Raw genomic sequence first — 21,563 nt, 5'->3', positions numbered from 1 at the left:
CTCTTCACTGTCGCATTAGTTCAGGCTCCTTCTTCGATAACTTCTTCCTCGCTGGATACCCGGTCGTATTCGGCCAAAACGGCCGCTTGAATTTTCTCGCGAGTGGTGGATGAAATCGGATGGGCGATATCGCGGAACTCGCCGTCCGGCGTCCGCTTGCTCGGCATGGCCACGAACATCCCGTTGTTTCCGTCGATGACCCGAATGTCGTGAACGACAAATTCGTTGTCGATCGTAATGGAAGCAATCGCTTTCATTCTCCCCTCGGAGTTTACCCGGCGAAGACGTACATCAGTAATCTGCAATTGTGTTCACCACCTTTGACTATGCGAGACTTGGGTAGTATACTTCCACATCACAATGCAGATTCCTCCTAGAAATTTCCGAAAAAATCACATTTTTTTAGATTTAATTTTCTATTTAAACTTTTTCGACAACTTTCGTTGCAATCAGTTCGATTTCGACAAGAACATCCTTCGGAAGCCGCGCCACTTCAACGGTAGACCGGGCCGGCTTATGGTCGCCGAAGTACGAGGCGTAAATTTCGTTAACCGTCGCGAACTGGCTCATGTCCTTGATGAATACGGTCGCTTTGAGCACGCTCGCGAACGTCGCTCCCGCTTCCTTCAGCACGGCGGACAAGTTGCGGAACACCTGATGCGTCTGCTCCTCGATGCCGCCCTCCACGAGCCGGCCGTCCGGCCCGAGCGGAATTTGTCCCGAGGTAAAGATCAAGTCTCCGAACGCGACCGCTTGCGAATACGGCCCGATGGCGGCGGGCGCCTTCGCGGTCGATACGATTTGAATCGTCATGTTGCATTCTCCCTTTCGATATGAAAATAGCTCCCCGGCAGCACCGACGTCTGCTTCGTCTTCGGATCGACGCCGGCCAGCTTGGCGATGGACACGTAATCCTCGATCAGGTGCTCGTCCACCTCCGCCGACTCGACGAAAACGCCGACGCCCTGCACCGTGGCGCGAAATTCCCGCAGCAGATCGATCATCCCCTGGATCGTCCCGCCGGCGCGCATAAAGTCGTCGATGATCAGGACGCCCGACTGCTCCTTAAGCGCCCGGCGGCCGAGCGACATCGTCGAGATGCGCTTCGTCGAACCGGACACGTAATTGATGCTGACGGCCGATCCTTCCGTCACCCGATTGTCGCGGCGCACGATGACGACCGGCAGGTTGAGCAGCGACGCCGTGGCGTACGCCAGAGGGATCCCTTTCGTCTCGACCGTCATGACGACGTCGAGCGGCTTGTCGGCGAAGGCGGTCGCAAACATTTTGCCGATCTCGTTCACGAGCGCCGGCTGCCCCAGCATATCGCTCATATATAAATAACCGCCGGGCAATATGCGATCAGGCTGCTCGAGCTGCTGCCTGATTTCGCCGAAAATGTCCAGCGAGGCCGCTTTCGATATTTTCGGCGTGAACTTGACTCCGCCGGCCGCCCCGGCCAGCGTATGCAGCTCGCCGAGCCCTTCCTCCTCGAACGCCTCCTTGATGATCGCCAAATCTTCGCTGATCGACGATTTGGCGGAAGCGTACCGTTCCGCGAATACGGTAAGCGGTATTAACGTGTGGGGGCGGAACAGCAAATATTGCGTCATTTCCACCAATCGGGCACTTCGTTTCAGTTTTTTCACGCGCCTCTCCCCCCACGACCGCAAAATTCCGAATAATATACACCGAATATATCACTTTCATACGGGTTTTCGCAACCGCTTACGGCAGCAGACGGACGACGTACACATCTTTGCAAAACCCTCTCAGCCCGTTGTAAATGCGCGCCACCTTCGACTGCTTCTGGACGAGCCCGAATACGGTCGGCCCGCTCCCCGACATCATCGCCCCGTCGGCCCCGAGCCTCAGCATCAAATCTTTGATCTGCTTCACTTCCGGATAGTGCCGGATCGTAACGTCCTCGAGCACGTTGCCCATCGCTCTGCACATATCCGCAAACCGTTTCTCCCGGATCGCCCGCAGCATGTCGGCCGTCGACGGATGACGCTCGATCGCGCCCGCCTGCAGACGCCCGTATATTTCCTGCGTCGATACGTGAATCGGCGGCTTGGCCAGCACGACCCAGCATTGGGGCGGCGCTTCGATCGGCTCCAGCTTCTCGCCCCTTCCCCGGGCGATCGCCGTGCCGCCGGTCACGCAGAACGGAACGTCCGAGCCGAGCTCCGCTCCGAGCTTCTGCAGCTCCTCCGTCGAAATGCCGAGCTTCCAAAGCCGGTTCAGGCCGCGCAGCGCGGCGGCGGCGTCGCTGCTTCCGCCGGCGAGCCCCGCGGCGACCGGAATCCGTTTATTCAAATGTATATAGACGCCACTTCGGACGTCGTAGCGCTCTTTAATGAGCCTAGCTGCCTGAAACGCCAAGTTTTTCTCGTCGAGCGGAATGTAACCGGCCTGGCTGGAAATAATGATCGTATCGCGCGGAAGCTCCTGCATTTCCAGACGGTCGGCCAAATCGATCATCGTCATGATCATTTCCACTTCGTGGTACCCGTCGTCCCGCTTGCGCAGCACGTCGAGCAGCAGATTGATTTTCGCCGGCGCCTTCTCGTATATTTTCATAATCCACAACCTTTACCGAAGCGATAACTTTCCATATTATATCAAACGGCATAAAGAAAAGCTAAAGCAGCGCGTTCTGCTTTAGCTTTATGCGGGACGTTCGTTCGCCCTTACCGCCTCGGCGTACGGTTCGCCAGCTGCTGCTCGGCGAGCTGGATGGCGCGCTTGACCATGTTGCCGGCGTCCTTCGCGCGGATGCTTCCCCAACCTTCCCGCTCGACCGTGCCGTAAAACCCCAAATCTTTGGCGAGCTCGTCCTTGAACTGCTCGGACATCACTCCGCGTCTTCTGCGGCCCATTCGCGTTCAGCCTCCTTGTATGGGACGAACCTTCGGATCCCCAAAGCTTCGTCCTTTGATCGGGATTACGCCTATTATGCGAAAAAAGCGGCGAAACGATTCGTTTCGCCGCCTGGCTGCATCATGGTTAATGTTGAATATAGGTGATTCGGACTTGTCCCTCATCCTGGCATACCGTCACTTCGACCGATTCGGTCAAAATGTCCGCGTAGCTGTAAGACACCCGTTTAAATGCGTGCTGGTCCTGATCCAGCTTGACGATAAAGACAGAAGGGTAGGTTTCCTCCAACACTCCGGAGCGTTCGATCGTCTTTCGACGGCCCCCGTTTGCCCGCAACATGATCTTCTGCCCGACATGGGCTTCCAAACTGCGTTTGATTTCCAACAGCGCATTTTTAGCCATTGTGAGCTACCACCTCTTTCCTTGTCTATTATAACTCATCCAGAGGTAGTATGTCAAATTAAACTAAATATTATATCAATGAACCAAAGTTATTGTCAACGCCTTTTCGACCGCGTTTTTTCGATTTTTTGGGTATTTGTCCCTTTTACTTTTCACAAAACGTTCAAATCTTATCCATTTTTTTCACAAAAAAAAGAAAAAAGCACCTTTCGGCACTTTTCAGGTAAGCTGCGTCGTCAATTTCGGCAGTCCGAGTCGGTAGCTGCCCCGCGTTTCCACGCCGCCGACGCCGTCGAAGCCGCTGATCGTGTTGCGGATGACGTCGGCGATATTGACCGTTTCCCGGACCGACGTGAACGCCGTCTTGATCGCGATGCAGGACGGGTCGAGCGCATGGATGAGCACTCTCGCCGGCGAGCTGGCGAAGTTGGCTCCCGCCTTCAGCAGCGCTTCGAAATGCGACTGGCAGGCGCCCGCGACGATCGTCAGCGAATCCATATCCCGTTCGTACTGCCGGGCCGTATGAATCGCGTTCACGAAATTATGCGAATTTTTATAGCTGCTCAAATCGTTCATATCCCGATTTTTAATATGCTTCAAAATGCCGTCGTGCCCCGTAATGACGACAATATCCGGCCTCACCTGGGGCAGCAGCCGGTACAGCGCGTGCGCCATGTTCGGCTCCGCCACGAAATACCCTTCCGCCGGAACGCGAAACTCCCCGTACAGCGCCATGCTTTTGCGCAAATACGTCGGATCGCCGTCCAGGTGCAGCACCTTCCCCGGCAGCTCGAAATAGGCGTGCGGTATCGGCTCCGCGCCGCCCAGCTCCGTCTGCCGCTTCTCCCGCTGCCACATCCGGAACTTGGCCAGCTCGCGCAGCGACTCGTTCACCTTCATCTGCGAGTATTGCTGCCGGAGCGGCTGCAAACCGCCGGCCGGCTGCAAGTCCGCGAGCGGAGAATCGGCCAGCAGACGGAAGTCGACTCCTTTCAGCACTGCGCGGCTACCTTCCAGCGCGGCGATTTTAAAAATGACGTCGCCGCCGTAGGACTTCCGGACGACCAGTTCTCCTTGCTTCATGCCACAATCGCCTCCCCTCCCTATCTTATGGGCGATTGCCTCGATTGGTGCGCCGTTACCGGCTTTGCCTCCGATAGGCGAGAATGGCGTTGGAGAGCCGCGCGTATTCGTCGATCGCCAGCGTTTCTCCGCGCCGGGACGGATCGATGCCGCAGTCGGCCAATATCGCTTCCATGGCCGGCTTCGACGCTTTGTCGAACAATCCGGCCAGCAGGTTGTTGGAAATCGTCTTGCGCCGCTGGGCGAAGCAGGCGTGCACGACGTCGAAAAACAGCGCCTCGTCCTCGACATGCACGGGCGGGGCTTCCCGCAGCTTCAGCCGAATCACCGCGGAGTCGACGTTCGGCTGCGGAATGAACACGGTCGGCGGCACGATCGCCACGATTTCCGTCTCCGCGTAATACTGCACCGCTATGCTGAGGCTGCCGTATTCTTTCCCTCCCGGCTTGGCGGACATCCGCTCGGCGACTTCGCGCTGAATCATGACGACGATGTATTCGAGCGGCAGCTTGCGGTCCAGCAGCTTCATGATGATCGGCGTCGTCACGTAATACGGCAAATTGGCCACGACGCTGACTTTCGAGCAGCCGGAGAAATGCTCCCGCCACAGCGCGTCCAGATCGATCTTCAGCACGTCGCCGTGGACGACGGATACGTGCGGATACGGCGCCAGCGTCTCCTCGAGAATCGGCAGCAGCCGGCCGTCGATTTCGACGGCCACGACCTTGCCCGCCGCCTTGGCGAGCTGCTGCGTAAGCGCGCCGATGCCCGGGCCGATCTCGAGCACCCCTTTGGCGGAATCGAGCCCGGCGCTCGCGGCGATTTTGTGCAAAATGTTCGCATCGGTCAAAAAGTTTTGTCCGAGACTTTTTTTCAGCGTAAAGCCGTGCTTCCGGATCACTTCCTTCGTCCGGTTCGGGCTGGCTACGTCAGCCGCCTGACGGTCGTTCATCGCGCGTTCCCCCTTCCGGCGCGGCGGACATTCGCCTGTACGCCTCGGCGAATTCCTCTCGCCCGATGCGAAACATCCGGCACCGTTTGTAAAATTGCTTGCCGTTGCAGTAGCCGATGCCGAGCAGCTTGCCCATTTCGAGCCGGCGCGCGGCCGCCTGCGGATGAACGAGCAGGCCGGCATCCATCAAGTCCTCCATCGTAATGCCGGCGCCGTCCGCCTCGTCCGGCCGCATCTCCGTGCGCACATGCTGCAGCGCCCGGACGATCGCCTCCTTCGAGGCGTTTTCCACGCCGATATCTTTCTTCCTCGTCGCTTCCTCCTGCGTAATGAATGCATGCTTGCAGCCGGGCACCCGGGCCGAGACGATTTTGCGTATCCGCTCGCCGGCATGATCCGGATCGGTAAAGATGATGACCCCTCGGCGCTGCTGCGCCATGGCGATGCGCGCGATGACGTCCTCGCCGATCGCCGAGCCGCCGGTTTCGATCGTTTCGGCGTCGACCGCCCGGCGCACGGCAACCGTGTCGTCCCGCCCTTCGACGACGATGATTTCTCGAATCATAACAGTCGGATTTCCTTTCATACGAACAAAAAGAAGAGGGCTCGCCTCTTCTTCGTTACGTGCAAGTTTATTTACAATATACCCGAGTCCGGCCCGCGTAATCAAATCATTTTTGCACGGCAAACCGGCGGTTCAATTCGCGGTCGGCTTTTCCTTGCCGATCACGTATACTTTGTAGCCCCGCTTCATGCCGAACCGTTTGGCGTAATCGGGGTTTTCGAAATAAACGTCGATAATATTGCCTTTCACGGCGCTGCCGGTATCCTCCGCACGGCGGAGTCCGATCCCTTCGATGTAGACCCACCAGCCGATCGGAATCACCTTCGGATCGACGGCGATCGTGCGGCCTTCGCTCACCTTCGTGCCCGAAGCCGTAATTCCGTATTGCGGATGATCGCTCGTTTTGCCCGTGGACTTCGGGTCGATGGAATAAGCCGTCAACGTGACGTTGTTCAAAATTTGCTTATAGGCGAACTTGACGTCGCCCTTCGTCACCTCGTCGATGTTCGGAGAAGCGGCCGACAAGACGACGACCGGATTTTTCGTGCCGAGCGCGACGATCTGGTTAACGCTTTCTTGCGCGACTTTCGTATCGACGACGTTTTCGGCGACCAGCTGGCCGTCCTCGAATACTTTCTCGACCGTTTTCTCGAGAACGCCTTCCTTGCCTTCCGTCACGACCTGCTCTTTGCCCTTGAGCAAATTCGGGTCGTTCTTTTTCACCGTATCGAACGGAATCGGCTCGGTTTGCTCCTCGATCAGCTTCTGTACCCGCACGATCTGGATCGGGGTATTGAACGTGATCGGTTCCTCCTTGGCCGGGGTCAGCTTATCCAGCTCGCCGAGCTCCACTTGAAGCTCCTCGAGCGCTCCCTCGACCGTCTTCGCCACCGTATAGCGCGTTTCCGTCTTGCCGTCGGCCGTCAGCTGAACGGGGACGGCCCGCTCGATGACGAACTTGTCGCCGTGCTTCAGCTTCGCGTCCATGGCGGCCGATACTTTGTCGTACTCGCCCACCGCGATTTGCTGCTCGGCGAGAAAAGCGGACAGCGTCGACTGTCTCGTCTTGAACTGCTTCGTTTCCCCTCCGACGACAAGCTCCACTTGCTTGATAGATATTCCGTACAAAAGCAGTGCAAACATGACTGCCATCACGATCGAAAACAAAGCGCTAAGTAGGATCGGGCGCAAGTTTTCATGCTTCCATCGCATTGCGAAAGACATGCTGGATGATCGTTTTACATGGGTTTCTTCGGTAGGAATAACGCCCACTTCTGCGGTCCTCCTTCATCAGTTCTCGCCGCCATAATGTTACGCATGACTGGAATTGACGCGATCTGGATTCAATTTGGATGATTCGCTTCGCCATCGGTCGGATTGCATGTCGGAGCTGAATGGATGCCGACTTCTGCCAGATTAGTCCGCTTAGGAATATTTTCGATTATCGAACAAAGACCGAAAATAAAAGCCGCGGATGAAGAGGACTCTTCTCGCGGCAGTTAAACAATGCTTATCCCGGTACGGGGCTGCATCTATGCCCGACAATCGTGCCTCTCTCTTCACGCTTACGAGGTTAGCTGACGGGTTCGGACGCGAGAGTCGCCCTATTCAAGCGTTGGAGCCGATCCATATGCCCTCTGCTTGAAATTCACCCCATGAACCTTTGGTTCCCCCGTTTCCCTTACGGAAACTCAGCGATAGGAAGTCGATGGCGGTATTTGGTTTCGAATCATTATGATCGTTATATTAAAGCCTTATGAAAAACCTGTAAAGAGGATGAAAAGCCGGTTTTTTCGCGAAAAAGCGAAAAATGTGTGATATTTCACTTTTTTTGTGAAACAAATCGCTGTTTTTCTTCGTCAGAACCTTTTATGGCTTCGTCTAACGGCCTCTTTTCGCTTCGTCCTCCTCCGGCGGATGCGGATTTTCGGTCAAAAATGGTATGATGGAGAGGAAAGACCGCTTCCGAAACGGAGGTAAAAAATGGATTATACGCTAGAGGTTTCAAATTTGTCCGGGGGCTACATCTGGAACCGCCCGGTCATCCGCGAGCTCGATTTCTCGATAGCGCCGGGCGAAATGGTCGGCCTGATCGGGCTGAACGGAGCCGGCAAAAGCACGACCATCAAGCATATTCTCGGGCTGCTCGCCCCGCAGGAAGGCTTCGTCCGCGTCATGGGGCTGCGGGCGGCCGACGACGCCACCCGCTATCGCGGCTCGTTCGCATATGTGCCCGAGGCGCCGGAGCTGTACGAGGAGCTGACGATTCGCGAGCATTTGCGCATGAGCGCGATGGCCTACGGGCTGGCGGACGACCGGTTCGAGAGCCGCGCCGCGCGGCTTGCCGAGCAATTCGACATGACCGCCAAGCTTGACGCGTTTCCCCAAACTTTGTCGAAAGGGATGCGGCAGAAAGTCATGATCATGAACGCCTTTCTTGTCGAACCCCCGCTCTATGTCATCGACGAGCCGTTTCTCGGCCTCGACCCGCTCGGCATCCGGTCGCTTCTCGATCTGATGGTGGAGCGCAAAAACAAAGGCGCTTCGTTTCTGATCAGCTCGCACATCTTATCCACGCTGGAGACGTATTGCGACCGGTATGTCGTGCTGCACCGGGGTCGAATCGCGGCGAAAGGAACGCTGGGCGAGCTGCGCGAATTCGCCGGCGCCGGCGGGGAAGCGACGCTGGACGAGCTGTTCTACGCGATTGTGAAAGGCGGCGCCTCATGAATCCGGCGAAACGGCTGTGGAAAGACCGTCTTGCCGCGCATACGAGGCTCGTGGCGCGCTATACGTTTTATGCGGGGCAAAGCGGATTTTTTTTGTTTCTGTTCGTCGCATTCATCGTCTCCTCCTATTTGTACGGCCGGACGCTGGAACGTATTCCGGACGATTTTCCATACGCCGTCGTCCTTGCGTGCTGGCTCGCTCCCTTCATGGCCGTCAGCCCGATCCGCACGCTGCTGAAGGAGGCGGATCTCGTCTTCCTGCTGCCGATGGAAGCGCGGATGGGGGCTTATTTCCGTGGCGCGCTGCTGTACAGCTTCGTGACGCAAGGCTTCGCCGCCGTGTTCGCCGTCTCGGCCGGAATGCCGCTGTACCGGCACGGATCCGGGAGCGAAGCGCTGCCCTACGTCGCGCTCGTCTTGTTCGCGCTGGCGCTGAAATTCGCGAACCTGCTCGGCGGTTGGACGGAAAGCTCGTTCGTCCGGGCCGGAAACCGCGCCTCGTTCCGGGCCGCGCGCTGGCTGGCCGACTTTATCGTCCTTTATTCGCTGTACCGGTACGGCTTCGTCGCCGGCGGCATCGCCTTCGTCGCCGCCTTCGCCTTGATGGGGGGGTGGTCGCTGCGGTCGCGAAAGCTGCCCGTCAACTGGCCGTATTTGCGGTTGAAGGAAGCCAGTCATCGCACGACGCTGCTGCTGTTTTTCAACTGGTTCGTCGACGTCGACGATTTGCCGAACCGTGTAAAGCCGCGGCGCCTGCTGTCCCGGCTTGCGAACCTGCTCCCGCTGCGGAAGGACAACGCGTTCCGCTATTTGTACGCGCTGACGCTGCTTCGCTCGGAGCTGTTCGGCATTATGACGAGGCTGACGCTGCTTGCGCTTATCATCCTGCTCGCCGTGAAGGGCACATGGCTGTTCGCGGGCGTATACGCGCTGTTTCTCGTCGTGACGCACGTTCAGCTGTCCGCGCTCGTCCGGTTTCACCGGCATTCCGTCTGGCCGGCGCTTTATCCGATTCCGGCGGCGCAAAGACCGGCGGCGGCCGCCCGGGTCGCGCTGGCGGCGCAGCTTGCGCAAGCGGCGCTGCTGGCGCTGCCGATGTTCCGGCCGGACGTATTCGCGCCGTGGCTGCCGGCTCTGCCGCTGATCGGCGGAGCAGCCGCTTTCGCCTTTCGCTCGCGCGGCGGCCGCTCCGCGAAGGACAAGCGGTAAAGGCGAAGACGCGAAGCAGACATCATGCAAGGGTTAACGAAAAATCCCCGCTCGGCTTGGCCCAAAAACGCTTATCGCGTCCGGCCGCCGAGGGGGATTTTTAAAATTTTCATTAATTTTGCAGTTGAAACAGCCGCGTCGCATTGTCCGACGTTATTCGGGCGATTTCCTCGAGCGACATCCCTTTGATCTCCGCCGCCGCTTCCGCCACAAGCCGGACATAGCCGGTTTCGTTCCGTTTGCCCCGGTGCGGATGCGGGGTCAGATAAGGAGCGTCGGTCTCGAGAAGCAGTCGGTCGAGCGGCACCTGCGCCAAAACGTCCTTCGGCTGCTTGGCGTTTTTGAACGTGATCGGGCCGCCGAACGAAATGTAAAAGTTCATGTCCAGGCACAGCTTGGCCGTTTCCCAGCTTCCCGAAAAACAGTGCATGACCCCGCCCACGTCCTCGGCTTTTTCTTCTCTCAGCAGCTGAACGACGTCGTGATGGGCGTCCCGGTTATGGATCGATATCGGCATGCCGAGCCGCCGGGCGAGGCGGATTTGCTCGCGGAACACGCGATGCTGGACGTCCTTCGGCGACGTGTCCCAGTAATAATCGAGGCCGATTTCCCCGATCGCCACCACTTTGTCTTTGGCGCAAAGCTCTTCGATCCAGTCCAGGTCGTCCGCCTTCATATCGATCGCATCCTGCGGATGCCAGCCGACCGTCGAATAAATAAACTCGTACCGTTCCGTCAGCTCGATCGACGACGGGATCGTTTCGCGGTTGAAGCCGATGTTGATGATCCGGCTGACGCCGTTCTGTCTCGCCCGCTCGATCACGTCGTCCCGATCGGCGTCGAATTGGCGCACGTTCAAATGCGTATGCGTGTCCGTTAACATGGTTGCCTCCGTGCTTATTTTTTCGCCGCCACAAGCGGCGCTTTTTTTTTTGACGTTACATCCTTGCGCGATCGAACCGAAGCGGACCGATGCCCGTAACCTTAGTAAGGAGCGGTCCGGCCTTACCCGTCCAGCCGCAGTACGTCCCGCAGCCCGGCCGGCAATCGGTCGCGCTTGTCGCGCAGCGGCTCGGCCGGAAAGTAAATATGGTGCTTGCCTCCGTGTATGCTGCCGATCGATCGGATAATGTCGGACTTTCGGGATATTTCCGCGAGGCGTTCCTGCCCGTCCAACAGCCATATCGGCAAACTTTCCTCTTCGTCCCCGGGCCGGTATACGTCGTAAGGCAAGTCGGTCAAATAATCGATCCCCATATAATAATCCGGATCGATTCCGCAAGCAAGCATACCCGCACGCAATTCGGCTTCCAGCGATTCGTCGACTTTATCCAACGCCACATATTGAAACAGCCTGCGGTGCATAAACCTGGCGCACAGATCGGCCAAAATCGGATCCGGCTCCTTGCTCCACTGCTTGATCGTCATCTGTACGTATGCTTCGTCCAGCTCCGCGTAATCTTCGACGGTCATCTCGCCCTCCAGCAGCTTCGCGAGCGGACCTAACAAAAAACGGAAATCGTACCCGCTGTCCCCATAAAGCTTTTTCGCCCTTTCGAATATTTTACGGAGGACGATTTCCGAGCTGCGCGTAACGGGATGAAAATATACTTGCCAATACATCTGATATCGCGACATCAAATAGTCTTCGATCGCATGCATGCCGCTTTCTTTCACGACGATATGTCCTTTGTACGGACGGATGACCCGCAAAATGCGCTCCAGATCGAACGTACCGTAATTGACGCCCGCATAATAAGCGTCGCGGAGCAAATAATCCATCCGATCGGCATCGAGCTGACTCGAGATCAGGCTGACGACGATTTCTTTGCCGTACGATTTGCAGATGACGTCCGACACTTTTTTCGGCAGCTCCGGATCGGCTGCGGACAGCACGCGGTTCACCTCGGTATCGCCGAGCACGAGCTTGCAGGTCCAGTCCTCGTGGCTCGTGCCGAACACCTGCTCGAGCGAATGCGAGAAAGGACCGTGTCCGATGTCGTGAAGCAGCGCCGAGCACAGGCAGAGCAGCCGTTCTTCCTTCGGCCAGTCGGCATAGCCGTTGCGTTCGAACTGCGATATGATCCGCCGGGCGACTTCGTATACGCCGAGGGAATGGGAAAACCGGCTGTGTTCGGCGCCGTGAAACGTCATGAACGAAGTGCCGAGCTGGCGAATCCGGCGAAGCCGTTGAAATTCCTTCGTATTGATTAAATTCCAGATCGTTTCGTCCTGTACGTATATGTATTTGTGCACCGGATCCTTGAACACTTTCTCTTCCCTTAATTGCGCAGCCATACCCGACCTCCGTAAGGGCAAGTTCGCTCGATTCGAGCGTCGCTTTTGCGAAGAGGCTTCCTTATATATAGAAGCGTTGCTAGTTTAAGTATATACTATCGGCGCGAAAACAACCTTATGAACATGGAAAGTTAAGAAGTTTCGACAAACTTCCGCTGAAAACCGCCGAACTTCGACATAACTTTCAGCTAATTGTCGAAAATCATTCACTTTTTGACTTCCAAATCGATCATCGCTCTGTTATTCTGTTCTTACCCATAATGTCGAGTTATGTTGACAGCGCCGATACATACCGTTATGAAAACCCGCTCGCACCAACACCTTTTACAATTTACAAATAATTCGCGCGCGTCAATCCTTTTCCAAACGTTTCAAATGCGATTGACTGTTATGGGAATCGTTGGTATGATTAAAGTCGAAAACAATGTCGAATTATGACGAATAATCGAGAGGAGCTGCGCACCATGATGAAATCTACAGGTATTGTACGCAAAGTTGACGAACTCGGACGCGTCGTCATTCCGATAGAGCTTCGCCGTACTCTTGGAATCGGAGAGAAGGACGCGCTCGAAATTTATGTGGACGGCGAGCGGATCATGCTCAAAAAATACGAGCCCGCCTGCATCTTTACGGGCAACGCCGACAACCTCGTCTATTTCAAAGGAAAAATGATCAGCAAAGAATGTCTGGCCGAATTAGCAGAAATTTATAATTCTATGACAAATTAAAAGACAAAATCGGAATTATCGGTTATAATAGAAATACGGACAAAGTTAATTCTAACCTTTATATATCTCCTCTGTAATCCCCAGGCGCGATGTGATGGCGTTGCGCATGGGGATCTTTTTTTTCACTTCCGTACGAGCGCGCCGTAAATATCCCGCTTGCTCACTCCCCGGTCGGCGGCGGCCCGCTTCATTGCTTCTTTCCGATCGCCGGTATCCCGCTCGTAACGGTCTACGTGCTCCTCGATCGTAAGCCCTTCCCACCAGGGGCCGTCCGCTTCGCCGGACCATGCCTCGGCTTCGTTCCGGTCGACGACCAAGCAGTATTCCCCGATCGTTTCCTTCGTTTGCAGCAGCTCCAGACATTCGGCGATCGTGCCGCGGACGATTTCTTCGTAGCGCTTCGTCAGCTCGCGAACGACGGCGATCGGCGCATCGTTCCACACGTCCCGCATCGCCTGCAGCGTTTTTACGATCCGATGCGGCGATTCGTAAAACAGCAGCGTCGCCTGTACGCGTCCGAGCCGTTCCAGCTCGTCCTTCAGCTTCTTTTTGTCCCGCGGCAAAAAACCGGCGAACAAAAATCGTTCCGTCGGCAAGCCCGATACGATAAGCGCCGACAAAGCCGCGTTCGCTCCGGGAACCGGCACGACCGCAATGCCCGCTTCGACCGCAAGCCGCACCAAATCGTAGCCCGGATCGGAAATCGCCGGCATCCCGGCGTCGCTCACGAGGGCGATCGAGCGGCCTTCCCCGATCAGCCGGATCAGCTCCGGTCCGCTTGCCTGCTTGTTATGCTCGTGATAGCTGACGAGCCTCGTCGGTATGTCGAAATGGGTGAGCAGCTTTCGCGTTTGCCGCGTATCCTCGGCGGCGATGCAGTCGACCTCCCGCAAAATGCGCACGCTGCGAAACGTCATGTCCTCCAGGTTGCCGATCGGCGTGGCGACCAGATACAGCGTCCCTTGCCCGTCCCGGGACTCATAGCTTTTTTGGATTTGTGCGCTCATCGACCTTCTCCTTTCGCGGCTTCCGCCGGCTCCGGCCGATCGGACGTCAACTCGGCCGCGCGCCCATAGTATACGTCAAGCAGCTCTTGACAATAACTCCCGCCCTCGTGGACGATCAGCGGCGGCAGTACGCGAAGCTCCGGCTTGCCGTCGCGTATCGCTTCGACGAGCACCATGTTCGCCTCCTGGCCTTGGCGCGGATGAACGAAGCGCATCCGTTTCGGCTCGAGCCGGTATTTCTGCATGCCGCCGATAATTTCCGCCAGTCGCGCCGGACGATGCACCATGGCCACCTTCCCCCCCGTTCGCACGAGCCGGCTGCACGCGGCAAGCACGTCGTCCAACGTGCAGAACAGCTCGTGCCGGGCGGCCGCGATAAACGGGTTCGTTTTACGGTCGCCGGAAGCGACGGGCAAATACGGCGGATTGACGGTTACAAGGTCGAATTGCCCGTAGCCGAGCTTTTCATGGACTTGTTTCAAATCGTCATGAATGATTCGGATGCGTCCGTTCAATCGGTTGATATCGACGTTGCGCGAAGCCATATCGGCCAGCCGCTCTTGAATTTCGACGCCGACGACTTCGGCGTTTCCGCGCGTGGCGAGCAGCAGCGGGATGACGCCGTTGCCGGTGCATAAGTCGGCGATTCGCCCGCGCGGCGGCACGCTGCAAAATCGGGCGAGCAGCACGGCGTCCAGCGAGAAGCTGAATACGTCGTCGCTTTGAATAATCCGCAAATCGTGCGTCAGCAAATCGTCGAGCCGTTCGCCGGGCTTCAGCCCGGGCGTGTTCGTCTCCATGTCGTTCCGGTATCTCCTCTCCGCGGCAAGGGCGAAAAAACCGTAGAGCGGTTCGGGCCGCCGCCGGTTGACGGCCTTCCGAACACGGTCTCTACGGTACGGTTTGTTTCCAGCCGACCTATTTGTTCAAAAACGAAAGGCAGAACAGACAATCTTTCTCCGTTCGCAAATGTCCGTAATGCACGTTGCATATATGAAATCCTTCCGCGTACAGCCGGGCCAAATTTTCGTAGCCTTCTCCGACGGCCGGCGTCTCTTTGGCGGATTTCTCCGGCTGGTCGCTCGCGGGAAGCTCCCCCGCCTCGCCTTCCCGGCGAAGCAGCTTGCGCAGCTGCTGGTTTTCGATGCTGAGTCTTTTATTTTCTTCAAGCAATCGGACGACTTCCTGCTTCAAAGAACCGATCGTTTGATGCATGCCGCCCATCTGCTCTTCCAGCTGATGCATTTGCGTAAACAAGTCCTTTTTTTCCACGTCTGCACCTCGAGCGCCGAAGCTATCGGTTAATCTTGTTCCACGACATCGTCGCAAGGCATCAGCTCGACTTTGCCCGAATCGAACAATTGCACCTTCACCGTCCGGTTTTCCACGTTCAAGCTGACGACTTTGCCGTTGCCCATCGACGTGATGACGACGCTGCCGACTTTCGGCATTTCCTGCTTGCCGCTTTCGTATTGGTCGTGCTCGTATTTGAGACAGCACATCAACCGGCCGCACAGCCCGGATATTTTCGTAGGATTGAGCGATAAATTTTGGTCTTTCGCCATTTTGATCGAAACCGGCTCGAAATCGCCGAGAAACGAGGAGCAGCACAAGATGCGTCCGCAAGGACCGATGCCGCCGAGCATTTTGGCTTCGTCCCGCACGCCGATTTGGCGCAGCTCGATGCGCGTCCGGAAAATGCCGGCCAAATCTTTGACCAGCTCGCGGAAGTCGATGCGGCCTTCCGCCGTAAAGTAAAAAATGATTTTGTTGCGATCGAACGTATATTCAACGTCCACCAGCTTCATTTTCAGCTGATGTTCCTTTATTTTCTCCTGGCAGGTCGCCATCGCGCCTCGGGCCGCGTTCTTGTTGTCTTCGACAAGCCTGGCGTCCGTCTGGTCGGCGACGCGAATCACTCTTTTTAAAGGAAGGACGACATCGGATTCCCCGACGGTGCGTTTACCGATTACGACTTTGCCGTACTCGACGCCACGGGCCGTTTCGACGATGACCGCGTCCTCTTGATGTATAGGCAGATCCGACGGATCGAAATAATATACTTTGCCCGCTTTCTTGAAACGGACTCCTACGACGTTGTACACCTGCTCCCCTCCTGAGAACTTTGCGGATGCAAAGTTTACTTCGTAAGCGATACCCGGCTTACTTGACCGCGATCAGAAATTGCTCCAGGACAAGCTGCGCGTTCGCGTTGGAACGCAGACGTTTGCGCGCCTGAACCGCCTGCTCCATGCAGCCGACCCAATCGCCCGTATCCCGCGTAAAGGCCAGCTTCGCCAACGTGTCCTCCTGATCTATATAAACGATGCTTGATTTCGAACCGTGCAATACATGAATCAGGTCTTTGTACCACAACATAATCATATCGAACAGCGTGTCCAAATGTTCGGCGACTTCGGATTTCATCACCTTCTGCTGAACGGAGACGATAAAAGGCTGCCTGGCGGCAAGATCCTTCATTAATTGTATCATCACGTTTCTCGTTTCTGCAAACCAATTTATTTGGATAAGCGCGCGTGCCGCCTCCACTCCGGCCGCAAGCCGAACGGCGACGCCCACGAGCTCCGGAGCGAGACCTTCGGCCAGCAGCGTCTGCTTCATCTGTTCCGGAGGCAGCGGATAAAATTGCACCCATTGGGCGCGGGACTGGATCGTCGGCAGGAGAGCTTGTCCGTTCTCCGTTATAAGAATGCCGATCGTCGGCGTTTGCGGCTCCTCCAAAAATTTCAGAAGGCTGTTCGCCGCCTGAACCGTCATTCGGTCCGCTTCGTTCAGCACGTACACTTTCGTGCCCGAACCGGACGAACGGTAAGCAAACTGCTGCTGCAGCTCGCGAATTTGATCGATTTTGATGGTCGCTCCGTCCGGCTCGACCCAGTACAGATCGGGATGGTTGCCGTGCGCCAGCTTGCGGCAGGCGAGACATTCCCCGCAGGCGTCGTCCGCGTTCCGGCTGCAAAACAACGCCGCGACGAATGCCCTGGCCGTTTCTTTCCTGCCGCTGCCGGACGGACCGGCGAATATATAGGCATGGGACAGCTTGTTCGAACGCAGGCCGTTTTGCAGCAGCCGTTTCGCCCTCGCTTGTCCCGGTATCGTTTGAAAGTTCATCTCGGTTCTCTCCATCTTGACGGAAACTCCCCCGAAAAGCAACATCCTTTCGGGGAACAGTCGTTAATAAAACAAGTTGATCAGCAGCCCGCGAATTTCGCCGACTTTGCCGAGCAGCTCGATTTTGCCTTCTTCCGTTTCGAGCAGATCGTCGGCGAGCGCGGTCAAGTGCCGATCGATTTCTTCGAGCAGCTTATACCGTTTGGTGCGTCCGCGGCGGTCCCATCCGGTCGTATCTTTAATGCCGACTCCTTTGCGAACGGTGCTTTCCAGAAACTGCTTCACGAGCAGCTTGTAGGCGCGCAGCTCGCGAACCGTCATCGATTTGCTCAGCCGTTCGCCTTGCAGCTGAATCTGTTGAAGCATCCGCTGCAGCTGCTCGGCATCCGCTTTGCCGTTTTGCTGGTTCAGCATGTCGGAGAAGCTTTTGGAGGCGACCGGCGGTGCCGCCGGACTGTCGGCCAGCGGGAGCTGCTTGCCGAACGGACGCAAGCCGGGATTGATTTTCACGGTACGTTTTTCCTTCCTTTATATAGGGAATCGCTTTTAGAAATGCTCGAACCGTTCTACCGGCAAAACGAATACGGCGGCGCCGCCGACCTGCACTTCGACCGGGAACGGAATGTACGAATCGGTCGTGCCGCCCATCGGCGAAACGGGCGTAACGAGCTGCTCGCGCACTTTGCAGTTCGCCTTGATCACTTGGAATACTTCATGGATCCGTTCGTCCTCGATCCCGATCATGAACGTCGTATTGCCGGCTTTCAAAAATCCGCCCGTACTGGCCAGCTTGGTCGCGCGAAACCCTTCCTTGACGAGCGCATTCGACAGACGGTTGCTATCTTTATCCTGAACGACCGCAATGACAAGCTTCATAAGCATTACCTCCTTGATATCGGTTTAGGCTGCACGGCACCTGCATCCAGTATATCACAATCGAAAAGAAAACGTTTACAATGCCATTGGATGCATCTATTGAATGGAAACTCCGGTTTTTCCCGGAAGGTGCAGCTTCCTTCTATTATACACCATTTCGCTACCGATTGTTCCAGCCGCCGGCCCGCAGCCCCAACCGCTCGACCATCGCATCGTTTAAATCGCGAACGACGTCCGCCTCCGGACGATCGGCGTCGATTCGCACGATTCTGTCGGGGTACCGCTGCAGCAGCAGCCTATACCCTTCGCGAACGCGCTCGTGAAAGGCGAGTGCTTCCAAATCGAGCCGATTGACCTCGCGCTGCCGATTCGACTGAATGCGTTCGAGCCCGATTCGCGGGGTCACGTCGAGGAACAAAGTCAAATCCGGCATCGTGTCCCGGATCGCGAACCGGTTGATGTCCAACACTTCGTCGATCCCGAGTCCGCGGGCATAGCCTTGATAAGCCAGGCTGCTGTCGATAAAACGGTCGCACAGCACCGCCTTCCCTTCGCGCAAAGCCGGAATCACTTTCTGGACGAGATGCTGCCGCCTCGCCGCCGCATACAGCAGCGCTTCCGTTCGGCCGTCCATTTCCGTGTTGCGCCGGTCCAGAATGACCTCGCGAATTTGCTCCGCGATCGGAATGCCGCCCGGCTCGCGGGTGACGACCGTCTCGAAGCCGTGTTTTTGCAAAATCGTCTCCATGGAACGGACGGCCGACGTCTTTCCGGCCCCTTCTCCGCCCTCGACTGTAATAAATACGCCTTTGTTCGTCACTACCGTTCTCCTATCCGCATCGTTTTCGGCTTATTCATTCAATTCGTTGCCCGCATCTCCGTTTCCTGCCGGATCGTCATCGCAACCGTATGCGAATCGTATGGAGCTTGGGGTCGGTCGCACCTTGAAAACGGGCGCCCCTCTCGGACAAGCTTCGCAAATAACGCGCCGTTTCTTCGGTTATCCGCTCGCCGGCATACAATACCGGAATTCCGGGCGGATACGGAATCACCATTTCGCCCGCCAGTTTGCCCGCGGCTTCGGCAACCGGTACCGGCATCGTTTCCGCGCGATTGTCGAGCCCGAAGGCGACCGGCTCCGAGCAGCCGCCCGGATACACGAAGCTTGCCCCGTCATCCGAGCGCGGCCGCGCAGTCGTCTTGCCCGGCAGTCCGTACTCGTCGGCAATCCGTTCCAACGCGTCGGCCGTCCGTTCGGCGTCCTCTTCATCCGAAGCCGGACTGAACGCAAGCAGCACATAACGGGGATCGGCCATTTCCGGCATGATGCCTTTCTTCTCCAGCTCGTCGCGCAGCCGAAACCCGTCCAACGTACCGGTCGCATCCGAAACCGCGACCTTGAACGGATCCTTCGTTTCGTATGCGGGCGTCGGAGCGCCGGCGATCGAACGATACCACGGCCGCTGCGCAAGAGCGGCGTACAGTCGGCCGACGGCATGCAGCCCGCGTTCCAGCCACGTTCGCCCTTCCGTCTGGACCAACTGCCGGCTGGCATCGAGCGACGCCATGATCGGGTACGAAGGACTCGAGCTTTGCAGCATCGATAACCGCTGCTTCACGATGTCGCGGTCGATTCGGCCGCCCTGCATATGCAGCATCGCGCCCATCGTCATGGCGGTGAGCATTTTATGCGTCGATTGGACGACTAGGTCCGCGCCGCCCTGCAGCGCCGACGGCGGCACGTCCGGATGAAATCCGTAATGCGCTCCGTGAGCTTCGTCGACGATCAGGGGCTTCCCGTAGGCATGCGCGAGATCGGCCAACCGGCGCACGTCGCCCCCCATGCCGTAATAGTTCGGATTTGTAATGAAAACGCCTTTGGCGTCCGGATAGCGCCGCAACGCGAGCTCCAGCTCCTCCGCGGCCACTCCGCCCGGCAGTCCCGATTCCGCATCGTGACGCGGCGCCAGAAATACCGCTTTCGCTCCGGCCAGCATCAAACCGTGAATGACCGACTTATGCGCGTTTCTTTGCACGAGCAATACGTCTCCGGGCATGCACAGCGATAAAATCGCGGCGATGTTGCCGACCGTGCTGCCGTTTACGAGAAAAAGCGTCTCCTCCGCGCCGAAGCACGCCGCCGCAAGCCGCTGCGCCTCGTCGATCACGCCTTCCGGAGCGTGCAAATCGTCCAATCCGGTAAGCTCCGTCAAATCGATCGTCATCAGCTCGCGCAAAATGTCGGCGGCCGGCTGCACCCCTTTGCCCGACTTGTGTCCCGGCACGTGCAGCGCCGTATGGGCCGACCGCTTATGCCGTAAAAGCGCGCCCAGCAGCGGCATCGTTCGTTCGTCCATGGCGATCCCTCCTTGCGATTGTTCCGCTTCTACAACAATACAAGAAAGGATCCCGAAAAAGCAAAAAAGGCCTCTTCCGCGAAAGAAAGACCTTTGCCGCAATTTGAAGCTATCGCACGCTTTACGCGTTCATTTTATACCAAATCTTGTTCATCCGATGAATGAAAAAAGGATATTTCGCGTCGAGTACGTCCGTCTTCACCATTTCCGCTTCGCATTCGTCGCATATGAATTCGGAGCAAATCATGATGCCGTACGGCTTCGGATGATCGCAAATGATGCACGTATTCAGAAGCGTTTCTTGCTGTTGTTCCGTTTGTTCCATTCAATTCACCGCCTTTTCTCTACCAGTATGCCACATTTTCTATTCTCTTAAACTAGAATAGGCCGATTTTTTAAAATTTTTTACCGTTAATCGGACTTTTGGATGGCGAAGGTTATGCATTAACGTATGTGACGGCTGGGCGAATGGTGCCTCCGTGACGCGAACAGCCGAGCGGGGCGAGAAAATGCTTTTGCGTGCGGGGCGATCGCATTATAATAGAGACTAATGGCCGGTCCGGTACGACGCAGGACGGGCAGGCCTTCTTGTCGGGAGGTTTTCGCTTGCACCGGTTGGACAAAGACTCCACGATCTATAACTTCACGCTCGTGAAAAAAGTGCGGCACCGTCCGCTGCCGCTGCTGCTTTACGGGCTGCTGCTGCTGCCGGCGGCCGTCTTGTGGGCGGCGTCCACGTCCGTTTACGTGCTCGCCTCATTCGCGGGAGGACTGCTGCTGCTTCCTTTGCTGTACAGCGCGCTCGCCGCTTTGTATACGAGGCTGCTCGTTCCCGATCAGCGCAGCCCTTGGTCTTACGGTTGGCGATTTCCGTGGCTCGGGTTGCTGCCCGAGCAGCATGTTCCGCTCCGGATCGTCATCCTCATCCATCATCAGCTGCTGTGGATCGGCTGCGCCGTTGTGTGCTGTCTGTATCCGTGGATCGGGGAAGCGCATTGGTCGGCGCTGCTTGCCCTTCATATTTGGTACTTGCTTCCCCGGTACTGGATTTTTTTCATGCTGCGGCATGTCAAAAAACCGGGGCTGCTTAAAATTAATGCAGCCGATACTTCTTATTACGTTCAGTAAGCCCGTTTCGCTCGGGCTTTTTGTCGTTCCAGCGCAAGAAAAACAAAAAACCGCGTCTTGAAGACGCGGCTTGTCGGTGCTCTATTGCTCCCTGAAAACTGAATGCGAAACGAACGAGTGAAACGATGTTTTGGATAAGCCCTCGACCGATTAGTATTCGTCAGCTGCACGCATTGCTGCGCTTCCACCCCGAACCTATCAACCTGGTCGTCTA

Annotated in this window: 26 protein-coding genes, 1 rRNA gene and 1 riboswitch; of the genes, 4 read left to right on the top strand and 23 right to left on the bottom strand. The window is 56.8% G+C overall.

Translation table 11 applies throughout. The annotated features are described in order from the left end of the window. Positions 1–20: 20 nt before the first annotated feature. The 10 genes from spoVG to PV407_RS25710 all read right to left on the bottom strand — a co-directional run bounded on the left by spoVG (position 21) and on the right by PV407_RS25710 (position 7,157). Positions 21–305, bottom strand: a complete 285-nt coding sequence (spoVG, locus tag PV407_RS25755) for a septation regulator SpoVG (RefSeq protein ID WP_110843786.1) — start codon at positions 303–305, stop codon at positions 21–23. Positions 306–420: 115 nt separating this feature from the next. Beyond that, complete coding sequence (locus PV407_RS25750) at positions 421–813, bottom strand: RidA family protein (protein WP_332092866.1); 393 nt, start codon at positions 811–813, stop codon at positions 421–423. Further along, positions 810–1,649 carry a pur operon repressor gene (gene purR, locus PV407_RS25745; RefSeq protein ID WP_332092865.1) on the bottom strand — a complete coding sequence of 280 codons (840 nt, stop codon included), beginning with the start codon at positions 1,647–1,649 and terminating at the stop codon, positions 810–812. The genes PV407_RS25750 and purR overlap by 4 nt, the downstream gene beginning before the upstream one ends. Before the next feature lie 79 nt (positions 1,650–1,728). Continuing rightward, positions 1,729–2,583: a 4-(cytidine 5'-diphospho)-2-C-methyl-D-erythritol kinase gene (ispE, locus tag PV407_RS25740; RefSeq protein ID WP_332092864.1), complete on the bottom strand. Its 855-nt coding sequence runs from the start codon at positions 2,581–2,583 to the stop codon at positions 1,729–1,731. 110 nt (positions 2,584–2,693) lie between these two features. Next, positions 2,694–2,882 (bottom strand): small, acid-soluble spore protein, alpha/beta type, encoded by a 189-nt coding sequence (locus PV407_RS25735; RefSeq protein ID WP_332092863.1) that lies wholly within the window; start codon positions 2,880–2,882, stop codon positions 2,694–2,696. Between the two features lie 127 nt (positions 2,883–3,009). Then, a complete protein-coding gene (gene veg, locus PV407_RS25730; protein ID WP_110843831.1) occupies positions 3,010–3,285 on the bottom strand; it encodes a biofilm formation stimulator Veg in 276 nt (91 codons plus the stop codon). A gap of 219 nt (positions 3,286–3,504) precedes the next feature. Then, a complete protein-coding gene (yabG, locus tag PV407_RS25725) occupies positions 3,505–4,368 on the bottom strand; it encodes a sporulation peptidase YabG (RefSeq protein WP_332092862.1) in 864 nt (287 codons plus the stop codon). A gap of 55 nt (positions 4,369–4,423) precedes the next feature. After that, positions 4,424–5,320, bottom strand: a complete 897-nt coding sequence (rsmA, locus tag PV407_RS25720; RefSeq protein WP_332092861.1) for a 16S rRNA (adenine(1518)-N(6)/adenine(1519)-N(6))-dimethyltransferase RsmA — start codon at positions 5,318–5,320, stop codon at positions 4,424–4,426. Beyond that, a complete protein-coding gene (gene rnmV, locus PV407_RS25715) occupies positions 5,298–5,885 on the bottom strand; it encodes a ribonuclease M5 (RefSeq protein WP_332092860.1) in 588 nt (195 codons plus the stop codon). The genes rsmA and rnmV overlap by 23 nt, the downstream gene beginning before the upstream one ends. Positions 5,886–6,017: 132 nt before the next feature. Continuing rightward, entirely contained in the window at positions 6,018–7,157 is a 1,140-nt protein-coding gene (locus PV407_RS25710; protein WP_332092859.1) for a ubiquitin-like domain-containing protein, read from the bottom strand. A gap of 276 nt (positions 7,158–7,433) precedes the next feature. Beyond that, positions 7,434–7,592, bottom strand: a riboswitch (cyclic di-AMP (ydaO/yuaA leader). A 276-nt stretch (positions 7,593–7,868) separates the two neighbouring features. On the opposite strand from PV407_RS25710, the gene PV407_RS25705 reads away from it, so the two are divergent. Next, positions 7,869–8,615: an ABC transporter ATP-binding protein gene (locus tag PV407_RS25705; protein WP_332092858.1), complete on the top strand. Its 747-nt coding sequence runs from the start codon at positions 7,869–7,871 to the stop codon at positions 8,613–8,615. Next, positions 8,612–9,823 (top strand): ABC transporter permease, encoded by a 1,212-nt coding sequence (locus PV407_RS25700; RefSeq protein WP_332092857.1) that lies wholly within the window; start codon positions 8,612–8,614, stop codon positions 9,821–9,823. Before PV407_RS25705 ends, PV407_RS25700 begins: the two co-directional genes overlap by 4 nt. Before the next feature lie 112 nt (positions 9,824–9,935). Here the strand turns inward: PV407_RS25700 and PV407_RS25695 are convergent, their stop codons facing one another. Continuing rightward, a complete protein-coding gene (locus PV407_RS25695) occupies positions 9,936–10,706 on the bottom strand; it encodes a TatD family hydrolase (protein ID WP_332092856.1) in 771 nt (256 codons plus the stop codon). A gap of 122 nt (positions 10,707–10,828) precedes the next feature. Further along, positions 10,829–12,121 carry an HD domain-containing protein gene (locus tag PV407_RS25690; RefSeq protein ID WP_332092855.1) on the bottom strand — a complete coding sequence of 431 codons (1,293 nt, stop codon included), beginning with the start codon at positions 12,119–12,121 and terminating at the stop codon, positions 10,829–10,831. A gap of 464 nt (positions 12,122–12,585) precedes the next feature. On the opposite strand from PV407_RS25690, the gene PV407_RS25685 reads away from it, so the two are divergent. Further along, the gene (locus tag PV407_RS25685; protein ID WP_120751344.1) at positions 12,586–12,849 is read left to right on the top strand and encodes an AbrB/MazE/SpoVT family DNA-binding domain-containing protein; all 264 of its coding nucleotides are present in this window, start codon (positions 12,586–12,588) and stop codon (positions 12,847–12,849) included. Positions 12,850–12,971: 122 nt separating this feature from the next. On the opposite strand, the gene rsmI is transcribed toward PV407_RS25685, so the two are convergent. From rsmI to PV407_RS25635, 10 genes are all read right to left on the bottom strand, one after another. Then, a complete protein-coding gene (gene rsmI / locus PV407_RS25680; RefSeq protein ID WP_332092854.1) occupies positions 12,972–13,856 on the bottom strand; it encodes a 16S rRNA (cytidine(1402)-2'-O)-methyltransferase in 885 nt (294 codons plus the stop codon). After that, complete coding sequence (locus PV407_RS25675) at positions 13,853–14,656, bottom strand: tRNA1(Val) (adenine(37)-N6)-methyltransferase (RefSeq protein ID WP_332092853.1); 804 nt, start codon at positions 14,654–14,656, stop codon at positions 13,853–13,855. The genes rsmI and PV407_RS25675 overlap by 4 nt, the downstream gene beginning before the upstream one ends. A 118-nt stretch (positions 14,657–14,774) precedes the next feature. Further along, positions 14,775–15,128, bottom strand: coding sequence for a DNA replication initiation control protein YabA (yabA, locus tag PV407_RS25670; protein ID WP_332092852.1), 354 nt, complete (start codon positions 15,126–15,128; stop codon positions 14,775–14,777). Between the two features lie 29 nt (positions 15,129–15,157). Continuing rightward, positions 15,158–15,961, bottom strand: a complete 804-nt coding sequence (locus PV407_RS25665) for a PSP1 domain-containing protein (protein WP_332092851.1) — start codon at positions 15,959–15,961, stop codon at positions 15,158–15,160. Positions 15,962–16,019: 58 nt separating this feature from the next. Beyond that, on the bottom strand, positions 16,020–16,988 hold the full coding sequence (gene holB / locus PV407_RS25660; protein ID WP_332092850.1) for a DNA polymerase III subunit delta': 969 nt from the start codon (positions 16,986–16,988) through the stop codon (positions 16,020–16,022). Positions 16,989–17,051: 63 nt separating this feature from the next. Next, the gene (locus tag PV407_RS25655) at positions 17,052–17,498 is read right to left on the bottom strand and encodes a YaaR family protein (RefSeq protein ID WP_332092849.1); all 447 of its coding nucleotides are present in this window, start codon (positions 17,496–17,498) and stop codon (positions 17,052–17,054) included. Between the two features lie 36 nt (positions 17,499–17,534). Continuing rightward, on the bottom strand, positions 17,535–17,864 hold the full coding sequence (locus PV407_RS25650; protein ID WP_120751337.1) for a cyclic-di-AMP receptor: 330 nt from the start codon (positions 17,862–17,864) through the stop codon (positions 17,535–17,537). Between the two features lie 160 nt (positions 17,865–18,024). After that, positions 18,025–18,684 carry a dTMP kinase gene (tmk, locus tag PV407_RS25645; RefSeq protein WP_332092848.1) on the bottom strand — a complete coding sequence of 220 codons (660 nt, stop codon included), beginning with the start codon at positions 18,682–18,684 and terminating at the stop codon, positions 18,025–18,027. Positions 18,685–18,760: 76 nt separating this feature from the next. Further along, entirely contained in the window at positions 18,761–20,221 is a 1,461-nt protein-coding gene (locus tag PV407_RS25640; RefSeq protein WP_332092847.1) for an aminotransferase class I/II-fold pyridoxal phosphate-dependent enzyme, read from the bottom strand. A gap of 121 nt (positions 20,222–20,342) precedes the next feature. Then, positions 20,343–20,546, bottom strand: coding sequence for a sigma factor G inhibitor Gin (locus PV407_RS25635; RefSeq protein WP_332092846.1), 204 nt, complete (start codon positions 20,544–20,546; stop codon positions 20,343–20,345). A gap of 281 nt (positions 20,547–20,827) precedes the next feature. On the opposite strand from PV407_RS25635, the gene PV407_RS25630 reads away from it, so the two are divergent. After that, positions 20,828–21,349 carry a hypothetical protein gene (locus tag PV407_RS25630; protein WP_332092845.1) on the top strand — a complete coding sequence of 174 codons (522 nt, stop codon included), beginning with the start codon at positions 20,828–20,830 and terminating at the stop codon, positions 21,347–21,349. 130 nt (positions 21,350–21,479) lie between these two features. Here the strand turns inward: PV407_RS25630 and PV407_RS25625 are convergent. Beyond that, positions 21,480–21,563, bottom strand: a 23S ribosomal RNA gene (locus tag PV407_RS25625); the annotation flags it as partial.

It is taken from the genome of Paenibacillus sp. GYB003 (genome assembly GCF_036577625.1).
Classification (GTDB): domain Bacteria; phylum Bacillota; class Bacilli; order Paenibacillales; family NBRC-103111; genus Paenibacillus_AB.
The sequence above is the reverse complement of the archived record's forward strand: the minus strand, read 5'-3'. Positions and strand labels throughout refer to the sequence as shown.